Origin of the sequence: Rhodoplanes tepidamans, assembly GCF_030813915.1 — a bacterium.
GTDB lineage: Bacteria > Pseudomonadota > Alphaproteobacteria > Rhizobiales > Xanthobacteraceae > Rhodoplanes > Rhodoplanes tepidamans.
On record NZ_JAUSUJ010000002.1, the window covers coordinates 189,112 to 207,025 of the forward strand.

At 70.2% G+C, this 17,914-nt stretch carries 20 protein-coding genes; 16 read left to right on the plus strand and 4 right to left on the minus strand.

All coding sequences use genetic code 11. The features are described from left to right. Positions 1 to 107: 107 nt before the first annotated feature. The 15 genes from madB (at position 108) to J2S22_RS03590 (ending at position 14,114) form a co-directional block, all read left to right on the plus strand. Positions 108 to 1,322, plus strand: a complete 1,215-nt coding sequence (madB, locus tag J2S22_RS03520; RefSeq protein ID WP_272775821.1) for a Na+-transporting malonate decarboxylase, carboxybiotin decarboxylase subunit — start codon at positions 108 to 110, stop codon at positions 1,320 to 1,322. 18 nt (positions 1,323 to 1,340) lie between these two features. Further along, positions 1,341 to 2,174, plus strand: a complete 834-nt coding sequence (locus J2S22_RS03525; protein WP_272775820.1) for a biotin--[acetyl-CoA-carboxylase] ligase — start codon at positions 1,341 to 1,343, stop codon at positions 2,172 to 2,174. A 23-nt stretch (positions 2,175 to 2,197) separates the two neighbouring features. After that, on the plus strand, positions 2,198 to 3,862 hold the full coding sequence (gene mdcA, locus J2S22_RS03530; protein ID WP_272775819.1) for a malonate decarboxylase subunit alpha: 1,665 nt from the start codon (positions 2,198 to 2,200) through the stop codon (positions 3,860 to 3,862). 17 nt (positions 3,863 to 3,879) lie between these two features. Next, positions 3,880 to 4,194: a malonate decarboxylase acyl carrier protein gene (gene mdcC / locus J2S22_RS03535; RefSeq protein ID WP_272775818.1), complete on the plus strand. Its 315-nt coding sequence runs from the start codon at positions 3,880 to 3,882 to the stop codon at positions 4,192 to 4,194. Positions 4,195 to 4,212: 18 nt separating this feature from the next. After that, complete coding sequence (locus J2S22_RS03540) at positions 4,213 to 5,169, plus strand: biotin-independent malonate decarboxylase subunit beta (RefSeq protein WP_272775817.1); 957 nt, start codon at positions 4,213 to 4,215, stop codon at positions 5,167 to 5,169. A gap of 33 nt (positions 5,170 to 5,202) precedes the next feature. Then, a complete protein-coding gene (mdcE, locus tag J2S22_RS03545; protein WP_272775816.1) occupies positions 5,203 to 6,081 on the plus strand; it encodes a biotin-independent malonate decarboxylase subunit gamma in 879 nt (292 codons plus the stop codon). Positions 6,082 to 6,105: 24 nt separating this feature from the next. Continuing rightward, the gene (locus J2S22_RS03550; protein WP_272775815.1) at positions 6,106 to 7,215 is read left to right on the plus strand and encodes an acyl carrier protein; all 1,110 of its coding nucleotides are present in this window, start codon (positions 6,106 to 6,108) and stop codon (positions 7,213 to 7,215) included. 8 nt (positions 7,216 to 7,223) lie between these two features. Next, a complete protein-coding gene (mdcG, locus tag J2S22_RS03555) occupies positions 7,224 to 7,970 on the plus strand; it encodes a malonate decarboxylase holo-[acyl-carrier-protein] synthase (RefSeq protein ID WP_272775814.1) in 747 nt (248 codons plus the stop codon). A gap of 2 nt (positions 7,971 to 7,972) precedes the next feature. After that, complete coding sequence (locus tag J2S22_RS03560) at positions 7,973 to 8,182, plus strand: biotin/lipoyl-containing protein (protein WP_272775813.1); 210 nt, start codon at positions 7,973 to 7,975, stop codon at positions 8,180 to 8,182. Positions 8,183 to 8,248: 66 nt separating this feature from the next. Further along, positions 8,249 to 8,668, plus strand: a complete 420-nt coding sequence (gene madL / locus J2S22_RS03565) for a malonate transporter subunit MadL (RefSeq protein ID WP_272775812.1) — start codon at positions 8,249 to 8,251, stop codon at positions 8,666 to 8,668. 10 nt (positions 8,669 to 8,678) lie between these two features. Beyond that, a complete protein-coding gene (gene madM, locus J2S22_RS03570) occupies positions 8,679 to 9,452 on the plus strand; it encodes a malonate transporter subunit MadM (RefSeq protein WP_272775811.1) in 774 nt (257 codons plus the stop codon). 128 nt (positions 9,453 to 9,580) lie between these two features. Beyond that, positions 9,581 to 10,678 carry a biotin synthase BioB gene (bioB, locus tag J2S22_RS03575; protein ID WP_272775810.1) on the plus strand — a complete coding sequence of 366 codons (1,098 nt, stop codon included), beginning with the start codon at positions 9,581 to 9,583 and terminating at the stop codon, positions 10,676 to 10,678. 67 nt (positions 10,679 to 10,745) lie between these two features. Next, the gene (locus J2S22_RS03580; RefSeq protein ID WP_272775809.1) at positions 10,746 to 11,744 is read left to right on the plus strand and encodes a Bug family tripartite tricarboxylate transporter substrate binding protein; all 999 of its coding nucleotides are present in this window, start codon (positions 10,746 to 10,748) and stop codon (positions 11,742 to 11,744) included. Between the two features lie 43 nt (positions 11,745 to 11,787). Next, positions 11,788 to 12,771, plus strand: coding sequence for an AEC family transporter (locus J2S22_RS03585; RefSeq protein ID WP_272775808.1), 984 nt, complete (start codon positions 11,788 to 11,790; stop codon positions 12,769 to 12,771). A gap of 14 nt (positions 12,772 to 12,785) precedes the next feature. Next, positions 12,786 to 14,114 (plus strand): adenosylmethionine--8-amino-7-oxononanoate transaminase, encoded by a 1,329-nt coding sequence (locus J2S22_RS03590; RefSeq protein ID WP_272775807.1) that lies wholly within the window; start codon positions 12,786 to 12,788, stop codon positions 14,112 to 14,114. A gap of 17 nt (positions 14,115 to 14,131) precedes the next feature. Here the strand turns inward: J2S22_RS03590 and J2S22_RS03595 are convergent, their stop codons facing one another. The 4 genes from J2S22_RS03595 to J2S22_RS03610 form a co-directional block, all read right to left on the minus strand. After that, entirely contained in the window at positions 14,132 to 14,938 is an 807-nt protein-coding gene (locus J2S22_RS03595; RefSeq protein ID WP_272775806.1) for a fructosamine kinase family protein, read from the minus strand. Beyond that, entirely contained in the window at positions 14,935 to 15,408 is a 474-nt protein-coding gene (locus tag J2S22_RS03600; protein ID WP_272775805.1) for a low molecular weight protein-tyrosine-phosphatase, read from the minus strand. The genes J2S22_RS03595 and J2S22_RS03600 overlap by 4 nt, the downstream gene beginning before the upstream one ends. Positions 15,409 to 15,484: 76 nt before the next feature. Beyond that, entirely contained in the window at positions 15,485 to 15,796 is a 312-nt protein-coding gene (locus tag J2S22_RS03605; RefSeq protein ID WP_272775804.1) for a hypothetical protein, read from the minus strand. 128 nt (positions 15,797 to 15,924) lie between these two features. Further along, positions 15,925 to 16,128: an LIM domain-containing protein gene (locus J2S22_RS03610; protein WP_272775803.1), complete on the minus strand. Its 204-nt coding sequence runs from the start codon at positions 16,126 to 16,128 to the stop codon at positions 15,925 to 15,927. A gap of 337 nt (positions 16,129 to 16,465) precedes the next feature. Between J2S22_RS03610 and J2S22_RS03615 the strand changes: the two genes are divergently transcribed. Further along, complete coding sequence (locus J2S22_RS03615) at positions 16,466 to 17,815, plus strand: UbiD family decarboxylase (RefSeq protein ID WP_272775802.1); 1,350 nt, start codon at positions 16,466 to 16,468, stop codon at positions 17,813 to 17,815. Positions 17,816 to 17,914: the final 99 nt, after the last annotated feature.

Sequence of the window (17,914 nt, forward strand, 5' to 3'; positions counted from 1 at the left end):
TCGGCGTGATCGTGCTGCTGAACAAGGCGCTGAATCGGGGCGAGGGGGCGTGAGCCCCCGCGTCCGCCGGCCCGCCCGGGCCGACTGACACTCACAAGGACAATACGATGTTGGAGCAACTCTTCGCGGTCTTCCCGGGCATCGCCACGATGTTCGTCCAGGACCCGGTCATCGCGGTGACGCGGGTGGCGCTGATCGGCATGGGCTTCGGCCTCGCCTATCTCGGCTTCAAGCGCACCCTCGAGCCGCTGATCATGGTGCCGATGGGCGTCGCCATGATGTGCGTGAACGCCGGCGTGATGTTCCTCGAGGGCCAGAAGATCGGCACCTTGATGCTGTCGCCGCTGATCGCCGACCCGGCCGAGCTCGTCAACGCGATGCAGGTCTACTTCCTGCAGCCGATCTACAACTTCACCTTCTCGAACTCGCTCGTCGCCTGCATGCTGTTCTTCGGCATCGGCTCGATGTCGGACATCACCTTCATCCTGGCGCGTCCGTGGGCCTCGATCACGATCGCGATCTTCGCCGAGCTCGGCACCTTCGTGACCCTGGTGATCGGCTACTATTGCGGCCTCACGCCGGGCCAGGCCGCCGCGGTCGGCTCGATCGGCGGCGCCGACGGCCCGATGGTGCTGTTCGCCTCGCTGGTGATGGCCAAGGACCTCTTCGTCCCGATCTCGATCATCGCCTATCTGTACCTGTCGCTGACCTATGCGGGCTATCCCTACCTGATCAAGCTCCTGGTCCCGGCCAAGTATCGCGGCGCCGAGATCGAGATGGAGTTCCCGGAGGTCACCCAGAAGTCGAAGTTCATCTTCACCATCGTGGCCGCCGCGCTGCTCTGTCTGCTGCTGCCGGTCGCCGCGCCGCTGATCCTCTCCTTCTTCCTCGGCGTCGCCATCAAGGAGGCCGAGATCGAGCCCTACCAGGAGCTCCTGGAGAAGACCATCACCTACATGTCGACGCTGATCCTCGGCCTGGTGCTCGGCATCCTGTGCGAGGCCTCGACGCTGCTCGACGTGCGCGTCCTGCTGCTGCTCGTCCTCGGCATGACGGCGCTCCTGTTCTCCGGCATCGGCGGTCTCGCCGGCGGCTGGCTGATCTGGGCGCTGTCGCGCGGCAACTTCAACCCGGTGGTCGGCATCGCCGGCGTGTCCTGCGTGCCCACCACGGCGAAGATCGCCCAGAAGATCGTCGGCGAGTCCAACCCGTACGCCATGATCCTGCCGGTCGCCATGGGCGCCAACATCTGCGGCCTGATCGTCTCGGCGATCGCCGTCGGCGTGTTCGCCTCGACGATCGGCCTGGTGGCCGGTCACTGAGCCGGAAGGGTCCGCACCGTGCACGCCCCGGCTCACCACAGGCTCGTCGCGCCGCTCGGCTCGGCCGATCACGCGGACCGCAGGATCGGTCACACCGTCCTGCGCATCCCGGTCGCCGACTCGACGAACGCGATGCTGATCGAGCTGGGGCGCGGCGGCGCGACCGACGGCACCGTCCTGGTCGCCGACGAGCAGGTGGCGGGCCGCGGCAAGGGCGAGCGCACGTGGTTCTCGAGTCGCGACGAGAGCCTGTGCGTCTCGTTCCTGCTGCGCCGCTCGTCGCGGCGCGACCTCGGCCAGGCGACGCTCCTCGCCGCGGTCGCGCTGCACGACGCGGTGACGCGCCTCGGCGTCGCCGCCTCGATCAAGTGGCCGAACGACATCCTGGTCGGCGACCGCAAGGTCTGCGGCATCCTGGCCGAGGCGGCGCCGGCGGCCGACGGCGAGATCGACTTCGTCGTGGTCGGCTTCGGCCTCAACGTGGCGATCGCGCCGGAGAGCTTTCCGCCGGCACTGCACGACACCGCGACGTCGCTGCAGCAGGCGGCCGGCCGGCCGCTCGACTGCGGCTCGGTTCTCGACGTCTGCCTCGCGGCGCTGTCGGACTGGGTCGCGATCTGGGAGGAGCACGGCTTCGCGCCGGTCGCCGAGGCGTGGCGCCGGCGGGCGGGCACGCTCGGCCGCCGGGTCGTGGTCGCCGATGCCGGCACGCCGCTCGCCGGCACGGCGGTCGCGCTCGCCGCCGACGGCGCCCTCGTCCTGCGCGACGACGCCGGGCGGGAGCATCACATCCACTCCGGAGACATCTGTCACGGGCGGGCGCCGGTCGGGCGGCCCGGGCCGCGCGGGTGAAGACATCCTCAAGGGGGTTCTACATGAAAGCCGAACGTCAATGGAACACGCTGGAGCGTGACACGGCGCAGCGAATGGAAGCCGCCGCACGCTTCATCGGTCCGGGCAAGCAGGTGAAGGTCGAGGACGTCGTGCCGCTGCTCGAGGCGGTGGTGCGGCCCGGCGACAAGGTCAACGTCGAGGGCAACAACCAGAAGCAGGCCGACTTCCTGGCCGAGGCGCTGTGCAAGGTCGACCCGGCGAAGATCCACGACCTGCACATGGTGCAGTCGTCGGTGCCGCTCGCCGCCCATCTCGACGTGTTCGAGAAGGGCATCGCCAAGAAGCTCGACTTCGCCTTCGGCGGCCCGCAGTCCGGCCGCGTCGCCAAGTTCATCCGCGAGGGCAAGCTCGAGCTCGGCGCCATCCACACCTACCTCGAGCTGTTCGGCCGCTACTGCCTCGACCTGACGCCGCGCGTCTCGCTGATCTGCGCCTACGAGGCCGACCGCGAGGGCAACCTCTACACGGGCTTCAACACCGAGGACACGCCGGTCATCGTCGAGGCGACCAAGTTCCGCAAGGGCATCGTCATCGCCCAGGTGAACAAGATCGTCGACAAGCTGCCGCGCGTCGACATCCCGGCCGACTGGATCGACGCGGTCGTGCAGTCGCCGAAGCCGTTCTTCATCGAGCCGCTGTTCACCCGCGATCCCGGTCTCGTCACCGAGCGCCACATCCTGCTCGCCATGATGTGCCTGAAGGGCATCTACGGCGAGTACGGCGTGAAGCGGATCAATCACGGCATCGGCTTCCTCACCTCGGCGATCGAGCTCTTGCTGCCGACCTACGGCGAGGAGCTCGGCCTCAAGGGCAAGACCTGCACCCAGATGGTGCTGAACCCGCACCCGACCATGATCCCGGCGATCGAGTCGGGCTGGGTCGAGGCGATCTACTGCTTCGGCGGCGAGCTCGGCATGGAGGACTACGTCCGGGCCCGCTCCGACGTGTTCTTCACCGGTCCGGACGGCTCGCTGCGCTCGAACCGCGCCCTCGCCCAGACGGCCGGCCACTACGCCCTCGACATGTTCATCGGCTCGACGCTGCAGATCGACCAGTACGGCAACTCGTCGACCGCGACCGCCAACCGCGTCGCCGGCTTCGGCGGCGCGCCGAACATGGGCTGCGATGCCAAGGGCCGGCGTCACTCGACCGACTCGTGGCTCAAGTGCGGCCGCGAGGTGCCGAGCATGAACGAGCTGATCGGCGACATGCCGCGCGGCAAGCGTCTCGTCGTGCAGGGCATGGAGACGTTCGGCGAGGGCCGTGCCCCCGCCTTCGTCGACAGGCTCGACGCCTGGAAGCTCGCCGAGAACGCCAAGCTCGATCTGCCGCCCGTGATGATCTACGGCGACGACGTCACCCACCTCGTCACCGAGGAGGGCATCGCCTACCTCAACCGCTGCGCCAATCTCGACACCCGCATGGCGGCGATCCGCGCGGTCGCCGGCTACACCGAGATCGGCCTGCGGGCGAAGCCCGAGGAGACGAAGCGGCTGCGTGACGACGGCATCGTCAAGACGCCCGAGGATCTCGGCATCGACCCCGACACCGCCACCCGCGACCGGCTCGCAGCGCGCAACATGCGCGACCTCGTCGACTGGTCGGGCGGCCTCTACAACCCGCCCGCCCGTTTCCGGAACTGGTGAGCCACGGAGATACGACGATGGCCCTCAACACTCTCGAATTCGACTGCAAGGCCGAGGCCGCCTCGGTGCGGCTGGCGGCGCCCGTGCACTACGGCGTGGTCGGCTCCGGCGACCTGGAGGTGATCCTGGAGCCGTGCGACCTCGGAGGCGGCGTCAAGGTCAAGGTCACGACGCCGATCTCCGGCTTCGACGCGGTGTGGCGCAAGGTCGTCGAGACCTTCGTCAACCGCGCCAGGCTCGCCGACGTCGCCATCGACATCAACGACAACAACGCCTCGCCGGCCGTGGTCTCCATGCGCCTGCAGCAGGCGCTCGCCGAAACCGCGGCGTGACGGCGGAGGAGCACTGACATGCCGAACTGGAGCAAACTTCAGACCCGCAGCTTCCTCGAGTCCAGCGCGCGCGAGCGCGCCCTCGGGCTCGTCGACGAGGGCACCTTCACCGAGCTCGCCGGTCCGTTCGACCGGATGTCGAGCCCGCATCTCGTCGCCCTCGGCGAGGCCGTCGAGTTCGACGACGGCGTCGTCACCGGCGTCGGCCGGATCGGCAAGCGACCGGTCTTCGTGATCTCGCAGGAAGGCCGCTTCATCGGCGGCGCGGTCGGCGAGGTCGGCGGCGCCAAGATGGTGACGACGATCGATCTCGCCGTCGCCTTCGCCGAGGAGCTGCGCGCCGCCAACCCGAAGATCGCGGCCGACGAGCTGCCCCTGGTGGCGATCTCGTTTGAGACCGGCGGCGTGCGCCTGCACGAGTCGAACGCCGGCCTGCTCGCCCATGCCGAGGTGATGGACGCCTTCCAGCGCGCCCGCGGCAAGGTGCCGGTGGTCGCGCTGATCGGCTCGCGCATCGGCTGCTTCGGCGGCATGGGCTTCGTCGCCGCCGCGACCGACGTGATCGTGATGAGCGAGTTCGGCCGCCTGGGCCTCACCGGGCCGGAGGTGATCGAGGAGGAGATGGGCAAGGACGAGTTCGATGCGTCCAACCGCGCGCTCGTCTATCGCACCACCGGCGGCCGCCACAAGTACATCATGGGCGACTGCAACTTCCTGGTCGACGACCGCGTCGCCGCGTTCCGGGCCCAGGTCGCGGAGCTGTGCAGGCTGCCGGTCGCCGACTTCGAGCAGTTCCGTCGCATCGGCTCGGCCGCGCTGGTCGAGAAGCAGATGCGCCTCGTCGCGCTCGCCGCCGAGATGCAGCCCAAGGACGCCTACGACGTGTGGCGCCGCGCCGGCAACAACGATCCGGCCGGGCTCGGCGACGCGCCCGTCGACGACTTCCGCAAGCAGGCGCAGCGGCTCTCGGTCTGAGCCCGCGCCGCGCAGAGAAGATTGGAGATCACCATGGACACCCTGATCGGGCAAGGACTGGTCGCCCTCGAGATGATCGTCGATCCCGGCTCCTTCCAGCGCGACCGTGTCGGCGCCAAGGAGTTCACCGACGAGAGCTACGGCCCCGGCGCCGTGGTCGGCACCGCGACGCTGGACGGCCAGACCGTGACGGTCATCGCCTCCGACGCCGAGGCGTTCAACGAGAAGTTCCCGGTCGTCTATGCCGGCATCATCGGCATGGAGGAGGGATACAAGATGGCGTCCGCCGTCTACGCGACCCTCGCGGCCGACGTCGACAAGCCGGCCGCCCAGAAGCGGCCGCTGGTGCTGATCGTCGACACGCCCGGGAACGGCCCCGGCAAGGTCGAGGAGATCTTCGGCATGAACAAGGCGACGGGCGCCTATCAGCTCGCCCTCGCCGAGGCCCGCATGGCCGGGCACCCGATCGTCGCCGCCGTCGTCGGCCGCGCCATCTCGGGCGCCTTCCTGTGCCACGGTCTGCAGGCCGACCGCATCGTCGCGCTCGACGCCAAGTTCGGCACCATGATCCACGTGATGCCGCTCACCAGCGTGTCGCGCATCATCAAGAAGAACATCGAGGTGCTGGAGGAGCTCTCCAAGAGCAACCCGGTGTTCGCCGCCGGCCCGCAGTTCTTCTATCAGCTCGGCGGCGTCGAGGCGCTGGTGCCGGAGATCGAAGGCCTGCGCGGCGCGGTGATCGAGCAGGTCGCCGCGCTGCGCGCCGCCAAGGCGAAGGGCGAGGCGACCGGCCCGGTCGGCCGGGCCGCGCTCGGCGCCGCCCGCGGCGGCCGGGTCACCCGACCGCAGGTCGCGGCCAGGATGACGGCGGAGTTCGCCGCCGTCGCCGACAAGTACCGGCCGCACGCCTGAGCCGAGAACCCGGAGGCACCCGCGATGTCCGACGCGCTCGACGATCTCGAAGAGATGGCGTCCGCCTTCGCCACGGTTCCGTCGCTGGCCGAGATGCCGCGCCGGACCCTGGCCGACAAGGGCATCGCGGGGCCGACGGCGGCCCACGTGGTCGAGGAGGTGCACACCCCCCTCAACCTCGCCTACGTGACCTTCACGACCGGATCGTCGGCGTTCCAGAACATCGTCGGCGTGACGTTCAGCGAGATCGAGGGACGCTGCGCCGTCGCGCGCCGCGTCTTCGACACCGTCGGCGCGACGGCCGGGCAGCGGATGCTGGTCACGTATCCGCCGCTCGTGAACGTGTTCTCGCGGGAGGGGCTGCAGCGCTCCGGGATCGACTGGTTCTTCCTGGAGCGCTCCAGCCGCGAGGCGTTCATCGTCGCGCTGTGCCGGCAGCGGCCGGCCCTGGTGCTCGGGGAGTCGTCATTCATCCGCGCCAGCCTGGAAGAGGCCTCCAGGCTCGGTCTCGCGGACCGGCTCCCCGAGCGTCTCGTCGTCATGGTGGCGGGCACGCCGCTCGACCTCGACCTGCTGCCGGTCGCCGAGCGCCATGGATACGCCGTGCACGATCTCTACGGCTGCCAGGAGTTCGGCTGGCTCACCCTCGACGGCGTGCCGCTGCGCGACGACGTCGGCCTGGTCGCGTCGCCGGCCGGCGCCGGCTGGCGCGAGCTCGTCTGCGGCGGCCTGCCGACCGCCGACAGCTTCCCCTATGCGGAGAGCGGCCACGTCTGCAACCCGCAGGGCCGCATCATCACCTATCGCCGGCGGCGCACGCATCCCGAATACGAGGTGCTGGTGCGCCGCACCCCGCACGTCGCCGAGACGGTGGACCGGGCCGCCCGCACCATCCTGCGCATCAAGGGACGCGTCGTGAAGGTGCCGCCCGGCCTCGTCACCGGCGCGGCCGCGACCGAGCTCGAGCTGGTGCCGAGCCTGCCCGCCGCCGCGGGCGGGTCCGCCGACGGCGCCGCGGCGCCGGTGCGCATCGTCGGCCCGGTGGCGACGCGGCTCTTCGACGACCTGGTGCAGGCCCAGATCGACCTGCAGGCGACCGCCAAGACCGATCCGGCCTGGCGCAAGACCCGATGAGCGGCGCCATGATCCATCCCCGGCACACCCTGGTCTTCATCGCGCCCGAGGCCCGCGCGGCCCTCGCCGACCGTCTGGCGGCCGGCCTGCTGCCGCAGTTCCGCCGGCCGCCGCTGCAGGCCTGGGCCACCGCCGCCTTCGTCGACGACGACATTCCCGGGATCGCCTGCCGTCCCGACGGCGCCGTGCCGGCCGGGCACGTCGCGCTCGGCGTCGCCTTCCCGTTCCGCCACGAGGGCTCGCGGGTGCGGGCCCGGATCGACGTGCCGGCCGCCGCCGTGGCCGGCGCCTGGTCGCCCTACGAGGTGCTCGCGCTGCCGCGTCCGCGCAGCCTGCCGTTCGGGCCGGTGCTCGACGAGCTTCTCGACGCCGCCGCGTATCACGGCGCCGAGCTCGGCGTGTTCGGCTCGACGGCGCTGCAGCTCGCCACCCGCCTCGGCTACGTCGAGGCGATCTCGGATCTCGACCTCGTCGTCCGCGCTCCCGGCGCGGCCGCGCTCGCCGGCTTCGCCGCCGCTTCCGCCGCCATCGCGCGGCGGCACGCGCTGCGGCTCGACGCCGAGGTCGATCTCGCCAACGGCTACGGCGTCAAGCTCGCCGAGCTGCTCTCGGGGGCGAACACCGTGCTGGGCCGCAGCCTGGCCGATGTCCGTCTCCTCGACCGCGACGAGGCGCTGCGGGCAGTCGGGTCCGGACGTGATCCGGCCGCGGCCCGCACGCCGATGCGCCCTCTCGAACGTCAACCAGGAGTCTGAACATGGATCTGAAAGCCAAGATGCCCTCCAAGGTGGAGGCCCTGAAGGTCGCCGTCGGCGACGCCGTCGCCAAGGGAGCCGAGGTCGCCGTCATCGAGGCGATGAAGATGAAGACGCCGCTGCTGTCGCCGGTCGACGGCACGGTGAAGTCGATCGCGGTCGCGGTCGGCGACCGGCTGAAGCCGGGCGGCCTGATCATGGTGATCGAATAACAACAGGCGATCGGTCCGGAGCGTCGCTCCGGACCGCGATCCTCGAACGGCCATCTGGGGGTAACAATGGTCATCTACGGGGTTATGATTCTCGGTCTCTGCATGTTCCTGGGCACGGCGGTCGGCCTGCTCCTGGGCAAGCTGCTCGGAATCCCCGGCGACATCGGCGGCGTCGGCTTCGCCATGCTGTTCCTGGTGTTCCTGACGAACTGGCTCAAGGGCAAGGGCATGCTGCCCAAGCCGACCGAGCAGGGCATGCTGTTCTGGAACGCGATGTACATCCCGGTCGTCATCGCGATGGCGTCGATCCAGAACGTCGTCGCCGCGCTCAACGGCGGCTTGGTCGCGCTGCTCGCCGGCATCGTGTCGGTGGTGGTTCTGTTCCCGCTCATCCGCATCCTCTCCGCCATGGCGGGCGCCGCGACCTCGTCGTTCGGCGACGAGGAGGCGGACGCGCCGGCCGGCGCGCAGCCGAAGAAGGCCTGAGGACCGCATCATGGACCAGACCTACGCTTTCCTGATGGAGCTGGTGAAGCCGCGGGCGCTCATCTTCTCCTTTGTCTTCGTCGGTGCGCTGACCTGGCTTTGCTACCAGTTCTCCACCAAGATCACCCGCGGCCGGGTGCACGGCTCCGCCGTCGCCATCGTGGTCGGGCTGATTCTCGCCTTCGTCGGCGGCATGCTGACCAACGGCAAGCGCGGCATCGCCGACATCCCGATGTTCGCCGGCTTCGCTCTGATGGGCGGCGCCATGCTGCGCGACTTCTGCATCATCGCGACCGCCTACGGCGTTCGCATGGAGGAGCTGAAGAAGGCCGGCCTCGCCGGGGTGCTGTCGCTCGTCGTCGGCACCTTCGTGGCCTTCGTGGTCGGTGTCGTCATCGCCTACGCGTTCGGCTACCGCGGTACCGTCGACCTCACCACGATCGGGGCCGGCGCCGTGACCTTCATCGTCGGCCCGGTCACCGGCTCGGCCCTCGGAGCGAGCTCCGACATCGTCGCGCTGTCGATCGCCGCCGGCGTGGTCAAGTCGATCGCCGTGATGATCCTGACGCCGTTCCTGGCCAAGCCGTTCGGCCTGACCAACCCGGCGGCCGCCATGGTCTATGGCGGCCTGATGGGCACGACCAGCGGCACCGCGGCCGGTCTCGCCGCCACCGACCCCCGCCTGGTGCCCTACGGCGCCCTGACGGCGACCTTCTATACGGGTTTCGGCTGTCTCGTCTGCCCGTCGATCTGCTATATCATCATGCGGATGATCTTCGGATGATCCGCCGGAGCACGTGTGCCGACGCCAGCCGGCACCTTCGGATAGAACATCCGTGAAACAACTGTCGGCGGCCGGGGACCACCCCCGTTACCCGGCCGTCGACGCCACAAGGTTCCAGGTCTCGCCCCATGGACGATCGTACTGTCATCATCCCCACCGATCTCGCCTCGAGCGTCGCGCCCGGCGCCGGCTGCATCGTTCGCAACGACTGGACGCGGGCCGAGATTCGCGCGCTGTTCGATCTGCCGTTCCCGAGCCTCATGTTCGAGGCGCAGCGCATCCATCGGCAGAATTTCGACCCGAACGAGATCCAGGTCTCGTCTCTCCTGTCGATCAAGACCGGCGGCTGCCCCGAGGACTGCGGCTACTGCCCGCAGAGCGCCCGCCACAAGGACAAGCTCCCGGCCGAGAAGCTGATGGAGGTCGAGAAGGTGCTGACCGAGGCGCGCCGCGCCAAGGCGGCCGGCTCGACGCGCTTCTGCATGGGTGCCGCCTGGCGCAGCCCGAAGGAGCGCGACCTCGACGTGGTCTGCGCCATGGTCGAGGGCGTCAAGGAGCTCGGCATGGAGACCTGCATGACGCTCGGCATGCTGTCTCCCGAGCAGGCGCTGCGGCTCAAGGAATCGGGCCTCGACTACTACAACCACAACATCGACACCTCGCCGGAGTTCTACGGCAAGATCATCACGACCCGCACCTTCCAGGATCGCCTCGACACGCTCGCGGCGGTGCGCGAGGCCGGCATCAACGTGTGCTCGGGCGGCATCGTCGGCATGGGCGAGACCCGCGAGGACCGGGTCGGCATGATCCACTCGCTCGCCACCATGCCGGAGCACCCGCAGTCGGTGCCGATCAACATGCTGGTGAAGGTGAAGGGCACCCCGCTCGAGGACGAGAAGGACTTCGACGCCTTCGAGTTCGTCCGCACCATCGCGGTCGCCCGCATCGTCATGCCGAAGTCGTTCGTCCGCCTCTCGGCCGGCCGCGAGAAGATGAGCCAGGAGATCCAGGCCCTGTGCTTCCTGGCCGGCGCCAACTCGATGTTCTACGGCCCGAAGCTGCTCACCACCCCGAACCCCGGTCCGGACCGCGACCTGCAGCTGCTGCAGACGCTCGGCATGAGCACGATGGGGGCGGTCGATCAGGGCGAGGTCGCCGAGGCGGAGACCGAGGGCTGCGGCTGCGGCGACGAGCCGCTGCTGACCGGGCGCGCCTGCCACGGCTGAGCCCGCCTCCGGCGGGCCGTCGCCCGCCGAGCCGGCGCCGGGTCCCGGCGCCGTGACGGAGACCGAGATGGATTCGAAACCCTGGATGACGCGGCGTGCCGTCGCGGCGGGCTGCCTCGCCCTCGGCGCGGCCGGCATCGTCGCGGCCACCGTGCGGGCGAGCGGGCCGACCGTGTGGCCGGACCGGCCGGTCCGGGTGATCGTGCCCTATCCGGCCGGTGGCTCGGTCGACCTGCTCACCCGGATCGTCGCCGAGCGGCTCGAGCGGCGACTCGGCCAGTCCTTCGTGATCGAGAACAAGCCGGGCGCGGCCGGCAACATCGGCGTCGCCGCCATGGTGGCGAGCCGGCCGGACGGCTACACGCTCGCCGCCGCCACGGTCGGCCACTTCGCCATCAACCCGTTCATCGACACCCAGGCGGCGGCCGATCCGGAGCGCGACTTCGCCCCGGTGTCGCTGATCTACGAGCTGCCGAACGCGCTCGTGGTGCCGAGCCGGGTGCCGGCGACCACGGTCGCCGAGTTCGTCGCCTGGGCGAAGGGGCAGGGCCGGCTCGCCTTCGGCAGCTCCGGGGTGGGCACCTCGACCCATCTGTTCCCGACCCTGTTCGCGGCCCGCACCGGCCTCGACGCCGCCCATGTGCCGTTCCGCGGCGCCGCCCAGACCATCCCGGCCATGCTGTCGGGCGACGTCGCCTTCGCGATCGACAATCTCACGTCCTACATGTCGTACATCGAGAGCGGGCAGATCCGTCCGCTCGCGCTGACCGGCACGCAGCGCTGGCCGACCCTGCCCGAGGTGCCGACCATGGCCGAGGCCGGCATGCCGGACTTCGACATGACCTCCTGGGCCGCCTTCGCGGTCCCGGCCGGCACGCCGCGCGCGATCGTCGACCGGCTCGCCGCGACGCTCGCCGACATCGCCGCGGACCCGACGGTGCGGCAGCGCTTCGCGATCGTCGGGGCGCGCGCCCTGTCGTCGACGCCCGAGCAGGTGGCCGCGCGCGCCGCCCGCGAGCGCCCGATCTGGAAGGAGACGGTCCGCATCGCCGGGCTGACGAGCTGACCCGCCCGCCATCGCCCGGCCTCCCCCCGGCCGACGAACCACCATGGACATCTTCGAATCCCTGAGCGGCGTCTTCAGCTGCATGCTGATGATCGGCCTCGGCTACTGGCTGACCCACCGGGGCTGGTTCACGGCAGAGACCGGACGGCTCTTCTCGCGCATGGCGATGACCATCGCGATCCCGCTCTACATGATCGTCAGCATGACCAAGTCCTACACCAAGCAGGACCTGCTGCAGGCCGGGACCGCGGCGGCGGTGCCGATCCTGGTCATGCTCACCGTCTACGCGATCGGCGTCGTGGTCTCGTTCGCGGCGCGTGTGCCGGAGCACCGGCGCGGCGCCTTCCAGGCGATGTTCTTCGTCTCCAACAGCGGCTTCATCGGATTTCCGGTGAACGTGGCGCTGTTCGGCGAGGCGGCGCTGCCCTACGCCGTGATCTACTACCTCCTGCAGACGATGTTGTTCTGGACCATCGGGGTCTGGAGCCTCAGTCTCGACGGGCCCCGCTTCGCCGGCCTGCAGAACGGCTCGACCGTGATCGTGCCGCGGCCCGTGTTCGGTCTCTCGACGCTGCGGAACATCGTGACGCCGCCGCTGATCGGCTCCGTGGTCGCGGTCGTGCTGATCCTCGGCAGCATCAAGCTGCCCACCTTCCTCGCCAGCACCTTCACGTATCTGGGCGGCATGACGACGCCGCTCGCCATGCTGTTCCTCGGCATCGCCATCCACGTGTCGAACCTCAAGTCGGTGCGGATGACACGCGACATGTGGATCCTGATCGCAGCGCGCTTCCTGATCGCGCCGGGCGTGGTGATCCTGGTCACCTCGTTGATCCCGGTACCGGAGCTGATGCGCAAGGTCTACATCATCGAGGCGGCGATGCCGGTGATGACCCAGGTGTCGATCGCGGCGCGCGCCTACAACGCCGATGCGAACTACATCGCGGTGATGACGGCCATCACCACCGTGATGGGCCTGTTCACGATCCCGACCTATTTCCTGCTCCTGCAGTTCGGCATCCTGTGAGGCGGAGAACAACGATGGCACGACCCTCCGCACTCGTTCGACCGTCCCGCTGGTCCGGCACCGGTCCGGCCCTGCGCGACCCCGCGTCGCCGCCGGACTGGTACCCGGACGGTCTCGCCCATGTCTGGCTGCCCTATGCGCAGATGAAGACCGCGGTGCCGCCCCTTCCGGTCGTCGCCACCCACGGCAGCCGCCTCGTGCTCGCCAACGGGCGCGAGCTGGTCGACGGCGTCGCCTCGTGGTGGACGGCCTGCCACGGCTACAATCACCCCCACATCGCCGCCGCGGTCGCCCGCCAGCTTCGGGCGATGCCGCACGTGATGCTGGGTGGCCTCCTGCACGAGCCGGCGGCGCGGCTGGCGACCCGGCTCGCGGCGCTGCTGCCAGCCGATCTCGAGCGCGTCTTCTTCACCGACTCCGGCTCGGTCGCCGTCGAAGTGGCGATGAAGATGGCCGTCCAGTACTGGATCAACTCCGGGGTGCGCGGCCGCACCCGGTTCGTCGCGTTCCGCGGCGGCTACCACGGCGACACCACCGGCACCATGGCGGTGTGCGATCCCGACGACGGCATGCACCGGCTGTTCCACGGTCTGCTGCCGGAGCAGATCATCGCCGACCTGCCGCGCGACGAGGAGACCACGGCGGCGCTCGAGCGCCTGCTCGGGGAGCGCGGCGACGAGATCGCCGGCATCCTGGTCGAGCCGCTGGTGCAGGGGGCCGGCGGCATGCTGTTCCACGACGCCGCCGTGCTGCAGCGCCTGCGCGCGCTCGCCGACCGCCACGGCACGCTCCTGATCTTCGACGAGATCTTCACCGGCTTCGGCCGCACCGGCACCATGTTCGCCTGCGATGCGGCCGGCGTCGTGCCCGACATCCTCACGCTTTCCAAGGCGCTCACCGGTGGCACCCTGCCGCTCGCCGCGACGGTCGCGAGCCGGCGGGTGTTCGACGGCTTCTGGTCGGACGATCCGATGCACGCGCTGATGCACGGACCGACCTTCATGGGCAATGCGCTCGCCTGCGCGGCCGCCAACGCGTCGCTCGACCTGTTCGAGCGCGAGCCGCGGCTCGACCAGGTGCGCGCCATCGAGGCGCAGATGACGACCGAGCTCGCGGCGTGCCGCGGCCTGCCGGGCGTCGTCGACGTGCGGGTGCGCGGGGCGATCGGCGTCGTCGAGCTCGACCGCGTCGATATCCCCGCCTTGAAGGCGCGGTTCGTCGAGGCGGGCGTCTATGTGCGCCCGTTCGGCCGGATCGTCTATCTGACGCCGGCCTTCACGATCGGCACCGCCGATCTGGCCCGGCTCACCGGATCGATCGTCCGGGTGCTGAGCATGCGCTGAACGCCGCGCCGAGACGATCACGCGCCGGCGGCCGCGAGACAGCGCTCGACCATCGTCCGGTAGCCCGATCCGAACAGCCGCAGATGCACGAGCGCCGGCCACAGGCTGTAGATCGCCAGCCGCTCGGCGTGGCCGGGCGCGAGCGGGCCGTAGGCCTCGAAGAAGGCGCGGTCCGGCCGGGCGAACAGGCCGAGCATCGCGACGTCGACCTCGCCGTGGCCGTGGTAGCAGGCCGGGTCGATCAGTCCGCTGACGCGGTCGCCGGCGACCAGCACGTTGCCGCCCCACAGGTCGCCGTGCAGCAGCGACGCGGGCGGCCGCGCCGGGAGGCGGTTCGCCAGGTCGGCGGCCAGCGCCTCGATGCGGCGGGCGAGGGCGGCGGGGACGTGCGGCACGTTCACCAGGAGGCGCCGCTCGCCCCAGAAGGTCGGCCAGTCGTCGGCGACGCGGTTGACGATCGCGACCGGACCGAAGGCGTAGTCCTCCGGCCAGCCGTAGCGATCGCCCGTCGTCGCGTGCAGCCGGGCGAGAACCCGGCCGAGATCGCCCCAGGCGGTTCCGACGCCGCCGTCCGCCGGCAGCACCGCGATCACCAGGGCCTCGTCGCTCGCCGCCAGCACGGCCGGGGCGGGGGCGCCGGCGGCCGCGATGGCGCGCAGCATCGCCGCTTCCGTCCGCGGCGCCGGGCTCCCCTTGACGATGGCGGTGCGGCCGTCGGCGAGCGCGATGGCGACGATCTCCGAAAGGTCGCCGCCGCCGAGCGGCCGCGCCTGCGCGAGCCGCCCGCCGAGCAGCGCGGCGCCCGCTGCGGCCAGCGCGCTCATCCGCCGGCGATCCGGCGGGCCAGCGCGGCGGCGCCGCTGGTCACGTCGGCCCAGGTGATCTCGAATCCGTCGTCGCCGCCGTAATAGGGATCGGCGACGCCCTCGCCGGCGCGGCCGTCGACATAGTCGAGCAGCAGCTTGACCTCGGCCGGGGCGCCGCGCGGGCGCAGCCGGTGCAGCGTGACGAGGACCGACTCGTCGAGGGCGACCACGTGGGTGAACCGGGAAAAGTCGTCGCGGGTGACCTGGCGGGCACGGCAGTGGCCGATCTCGACGCCGTAGCGGCGCGCCACCGCCTGGGCGCGGCGGTCGGGCGGCTCGCCGACATGCCAGCTCCCGGTCCCGGCCGAATCGATCTCGACGGCGAGGCCGATGCGCTCCGCCTCGGCCCGGAACGCCGCTTCGGCGAGCGGCGAGCGACAGATGTTGCCGAGGCAGACGAACAGGACGGCGGGCTTTTCGGGCGACACGGGACGACCTTCGATCGGTTCCGGAGGGGCCATTGTGGCGCGGTGCCGCGCGCCCGCAAGCCGGAACCCGCTGCGGTCAGGACAGCCGCTGCAGGGTCGCCAGGATGGCGACCGCCGCCGCCAGCATGGCGCCGAGCCGCACCGTGAGCTGCAGGCCGAGCTTGTCGAGCCGGGAATCGAGCAGGTCGATGCGTCCGCTCAGTTGCCCGTGCCGGATATCCATCGCATTGCGCAGCGTCTCCGTCGCCGCCGCCAGGTCCGACCGGGTGACCAGCTCGCTCATGATGAAGTCCCGCCCCGCCGTCGCGTGCGCCTCCGCCTGATCCAGGGGAACGCCGGCCTCCCGGAGCCGCGTCGCATAGCCGAGCGTATCGAAGGCGTAGACCATTTGCACCCTCCCGTCGCAAAGGAGGGTCATGTTACCACATCTCTGCGATCAGGGGTTGTGCGAAGGGGCGCCGCCGCGACCGGCCGTGCCCCGGCTGGGCGGGTCGAACCGTCTCGATCGGGGCCCGGTCAGCTCCGCGCGGCGCGCTTGGTCTGACCCGCTCCCATCACCGCCTCGGTCGCCACTTCGTCGATGCTGAAGCAGCGGAAGCAGTCGTACATGATGCGGGTCCCGAGATCGCGGGTGTAGCCCTGGCCGATCTTCTTGCCGCACACGCTGCAGTCGAGCTCGGCGCGCGGCTCCCGGTCGTTCACGATGATGGCAGTCAGCATCGGGGGTCTCCTGGTGGTCTGCCGGATAGCTATGCAAGTTCTACGCAAGCGCATCCTCGGCCATCTGACGGGCCGTTATGCGTGGCGCGGAGCGCACGGCGTCTCCGTGGTCGGCGAACGTCTTCCTCCCGGAACGTTGTCGAACGGTTGCATCCGGCGCCGAGGCGGGCGCCGGTCGCGGTTTCCGTTCCAGTATCCAACGACTTGACTAACGTCCGGTTTGCATCGGGCGGGGGTGCGCGTCTCCGTCGCCCTCCGCAGCCGCGGCCCTGCAGGTGCAAGGGCCCGCGTCTCCATGTAAGAGAGGCGGCCTCCGAGACCGAACCGCGGACCTGCCATGCAAAGCCTCGCCGACTTCCTGAACGCGCTTCCCGACAGCGAGAAGCTCGTCATCAAAGGCCCGACCGACCTCGATTTCCTGCCCACCGCGCTGGTGCTGGAGCTGGAGGCGCAGAAGCGCTTTCCGGTCGTCGTGATCGAGCGGCCGGACGGCTTCGACGTCCCGGTGGTGTCGAACCTGTTCGCCGACCGGGGCCGCATCGCCCGCATGGCCGGCGCCGCGCCGAACGGCTTCGCCCAGGCGTGGACCGAGGCGATGGCGGCGCTGGTGCCGGCGGTGGTGACCCAGGGCGGCGCCCCGGTGCAGGAGGTGGTGGCGCTCGGCAACGAGGCGGACGCCGGCGAGCTGCCGATCTCGCGCCACTTCGAGGCGGACGCCGGCCGCTACATCGGCTCCGGCATCCTGGTCTGCAAGGATCCCGACACCGGCGTGCGCAACCTGAGCTTCCAGCGCATGCAGCTCAAGGGGCCCCAGAAGTTCGGCGTCAGCCTGCACTCGCGCGGCCACATCTGGGATCACCTGCAGCGCTGCGAGGCCCGCGGCCAGAACCTGGAGGTGGCGGTGGTGATCGGCTGTCATCCGTCGATCTACATCGCCGCCGGCGCCAAGGTCGCCATGGAGGTCGACGAGTTCGCCATCGCGGGCGCGCTGATGAAGCAGCCGGTCGAGCTGGTGAAGTGCAGGACCATCGACGTCGAGGTGCCGGCCGCCGCCGAGTACGTGATCGAGGGCGAGATCCTCGCCGGCATCCACGAGGACGAGGGGCCGTACGGCGAGTACACCGGCTACTCGACCTACCGCTCGACCCGCAACGTGTTCCACGTGAAGGCGATCACCCGGCGGTCCAAGCCCATCTTTCTCGACATCATCCCGGGCTACTCGGCCGAGCACCTGCTGCTCAGCCGCTGCACCCGCGAGGCGCACGTGTTCCACCGCCTCAAGGAGATGGTGCCGACCCTCAAGGCGCTGAACTATCCGAAATCCGGCACCCACTTCCACGCCTACATGTCGTTCAGGAAGACGGCCGAGGGGCAGGCGCGCCAGGCGCTGATGCTGCTGATGGGGCTCGACAGCTACATCAAGCTCGCGGTCGCCGTCGACGAGGACATCGACGTCTTCGACGAGGCCGAGGTGATGTGGGCGCTCGCCACCCGGTTCCAGTCCGACACCGACATGTTCATGGTGCCGAAGGTGTTCTGCAATCGGCTCGACCCGTCCTCGGTCGACGGCATGTCGGCCAAGCTGGCGCTCGACGCGACCAAGCCGCTCAAGTTCGAGGGCGAGCGCACCAGCCTGCCGCAGCACGCGCTCGACTGGGCCCGCGAGGTGATGTCGCGCGTGCGCTGATCACGTCCGGAAAACCGTCCTTCGGCGTCGTGAGACGGACGGAAATCCGGACTCCCGGCGCCGCCGCGTCCGGTGCGGGAGACGTGATGGCCGCTATGC

Coding starts and splice junctions, on each gene's coding strand:
- madB (WP_272775821.1), top strand. CDS start 108: ATGTTGGAGCAACTCTTCGCGGTCTTCCCGGGCATCGCCACGATGTTC.
- mdcA (WP_272775819.1), top strand. CDS start 2,198: ATGAAAGCCGAACGTCAATGGAACACGCTGGAGCGTGACACGGCGCAG.
- mdcC (WP_272775818.1), top strand. CDS start 3,880: ATGGCCCTCAACACTCTCGAATTCGACTGCAAGGCCGAGGCCGCCTCG.
- J2S22_RS03540 (WP_272775817.1), top strand. CDS start 4,213: ATGCCGAACTGGAGCAAACTTCAGACCCGCAGCTTCCTCGAGTCCAGC.
- mdcE (WP_272775816.1), top strand. CDS start 5,203: ATGGACACCCTGATCGGGCAAGGACTGGTCGCCCTCGAGATGATCGTC.
- J2S22_RS03550 (WP_272775815.1), top strand. CDS start 6,106: ATGTCCGACGCGCTCGACGATCTCGAAGAGATGGCGTCCGCCTTCGCC.
- mdcG (WP_272775814.1), top strand. CDS start 7,224: ATGATCCATCCCCGGCACACCCTGGTCTTCATCGCGCCCGAGGCCCGC.
- J2S22_RS03560 (WP_272775813.1), top strand. CDS start 7,973: ATGGATCTGAAAGCCAAGATGCCCTCCAAGGTGGAGGCCCTGAAGGTC.
- madL (WP_272775812.1), top strand. CDS start 8,249: ATGGTCATCTACGGGGTTATGATTCTCGGTCTCTGCATGTTCCTGGGC.
- madM (WP_272775811.1), top strand. CDS start 8,679: ATGGACCAGACCTACGCTTTCCTGATGGAGCTGGTGAAGCCGCGGGCG.
- bioB (WP_272775810.1), top strand. CDS start 9,581: ATGGACGATCGTACTGTCATCATCCCCACCGATCTCGCCTCGAGCGTC.
- J2S22_RS03580 (WP_272775809.1), top strand. CDS start 10,746: ATGGATTCGAAACCCTGGATGACGCGGCGTGCCGTCGCGGCGGGCTGC.
- J2S22_RS03585 (WP_272775808.1), top strand. CDS start 11,788: ATGGACATCTTCGAATCCCTGAGCGGCGTCTTCAGCTGCATGCTGATG.
- J2S22_RS03590 (WP_272775807.1), top strand. CDS start 12,786: ATGGCACGACCCTCCGCACTCGTTCGACCGTCCCGCTGGTCCGGCACC.
- J2S22_RS03595 (WP_272775806.1), bottom strand. CDS start 14,938: ATGAGCGCGCTGGCCGCAGCGGGCGCCGCGCTGCTCGGCGGGCGGCTC.
- J2S22_RS03605 (WP_272775804.1), bottom strand. CDS start 15,796: ATGGTCTACGCCTTCGATACGCTCGGCTATGCGACGCGGCTCCGGGAG.
- J2S22_RS03610 (WP_272775803.1), bottom strand. CDS start 16,128: ATGCTGACTGCCATCATCGTGAACGACCGGGAGCCGCGCGCCGAGCTC.
- J2S22_RS03615 (WP_272775802.1), top strand. CDS start 16,466: ATGCAAAGCCTCGCCGACTTCCTGAACGCGCTTCCCGACAGCGAGAAG.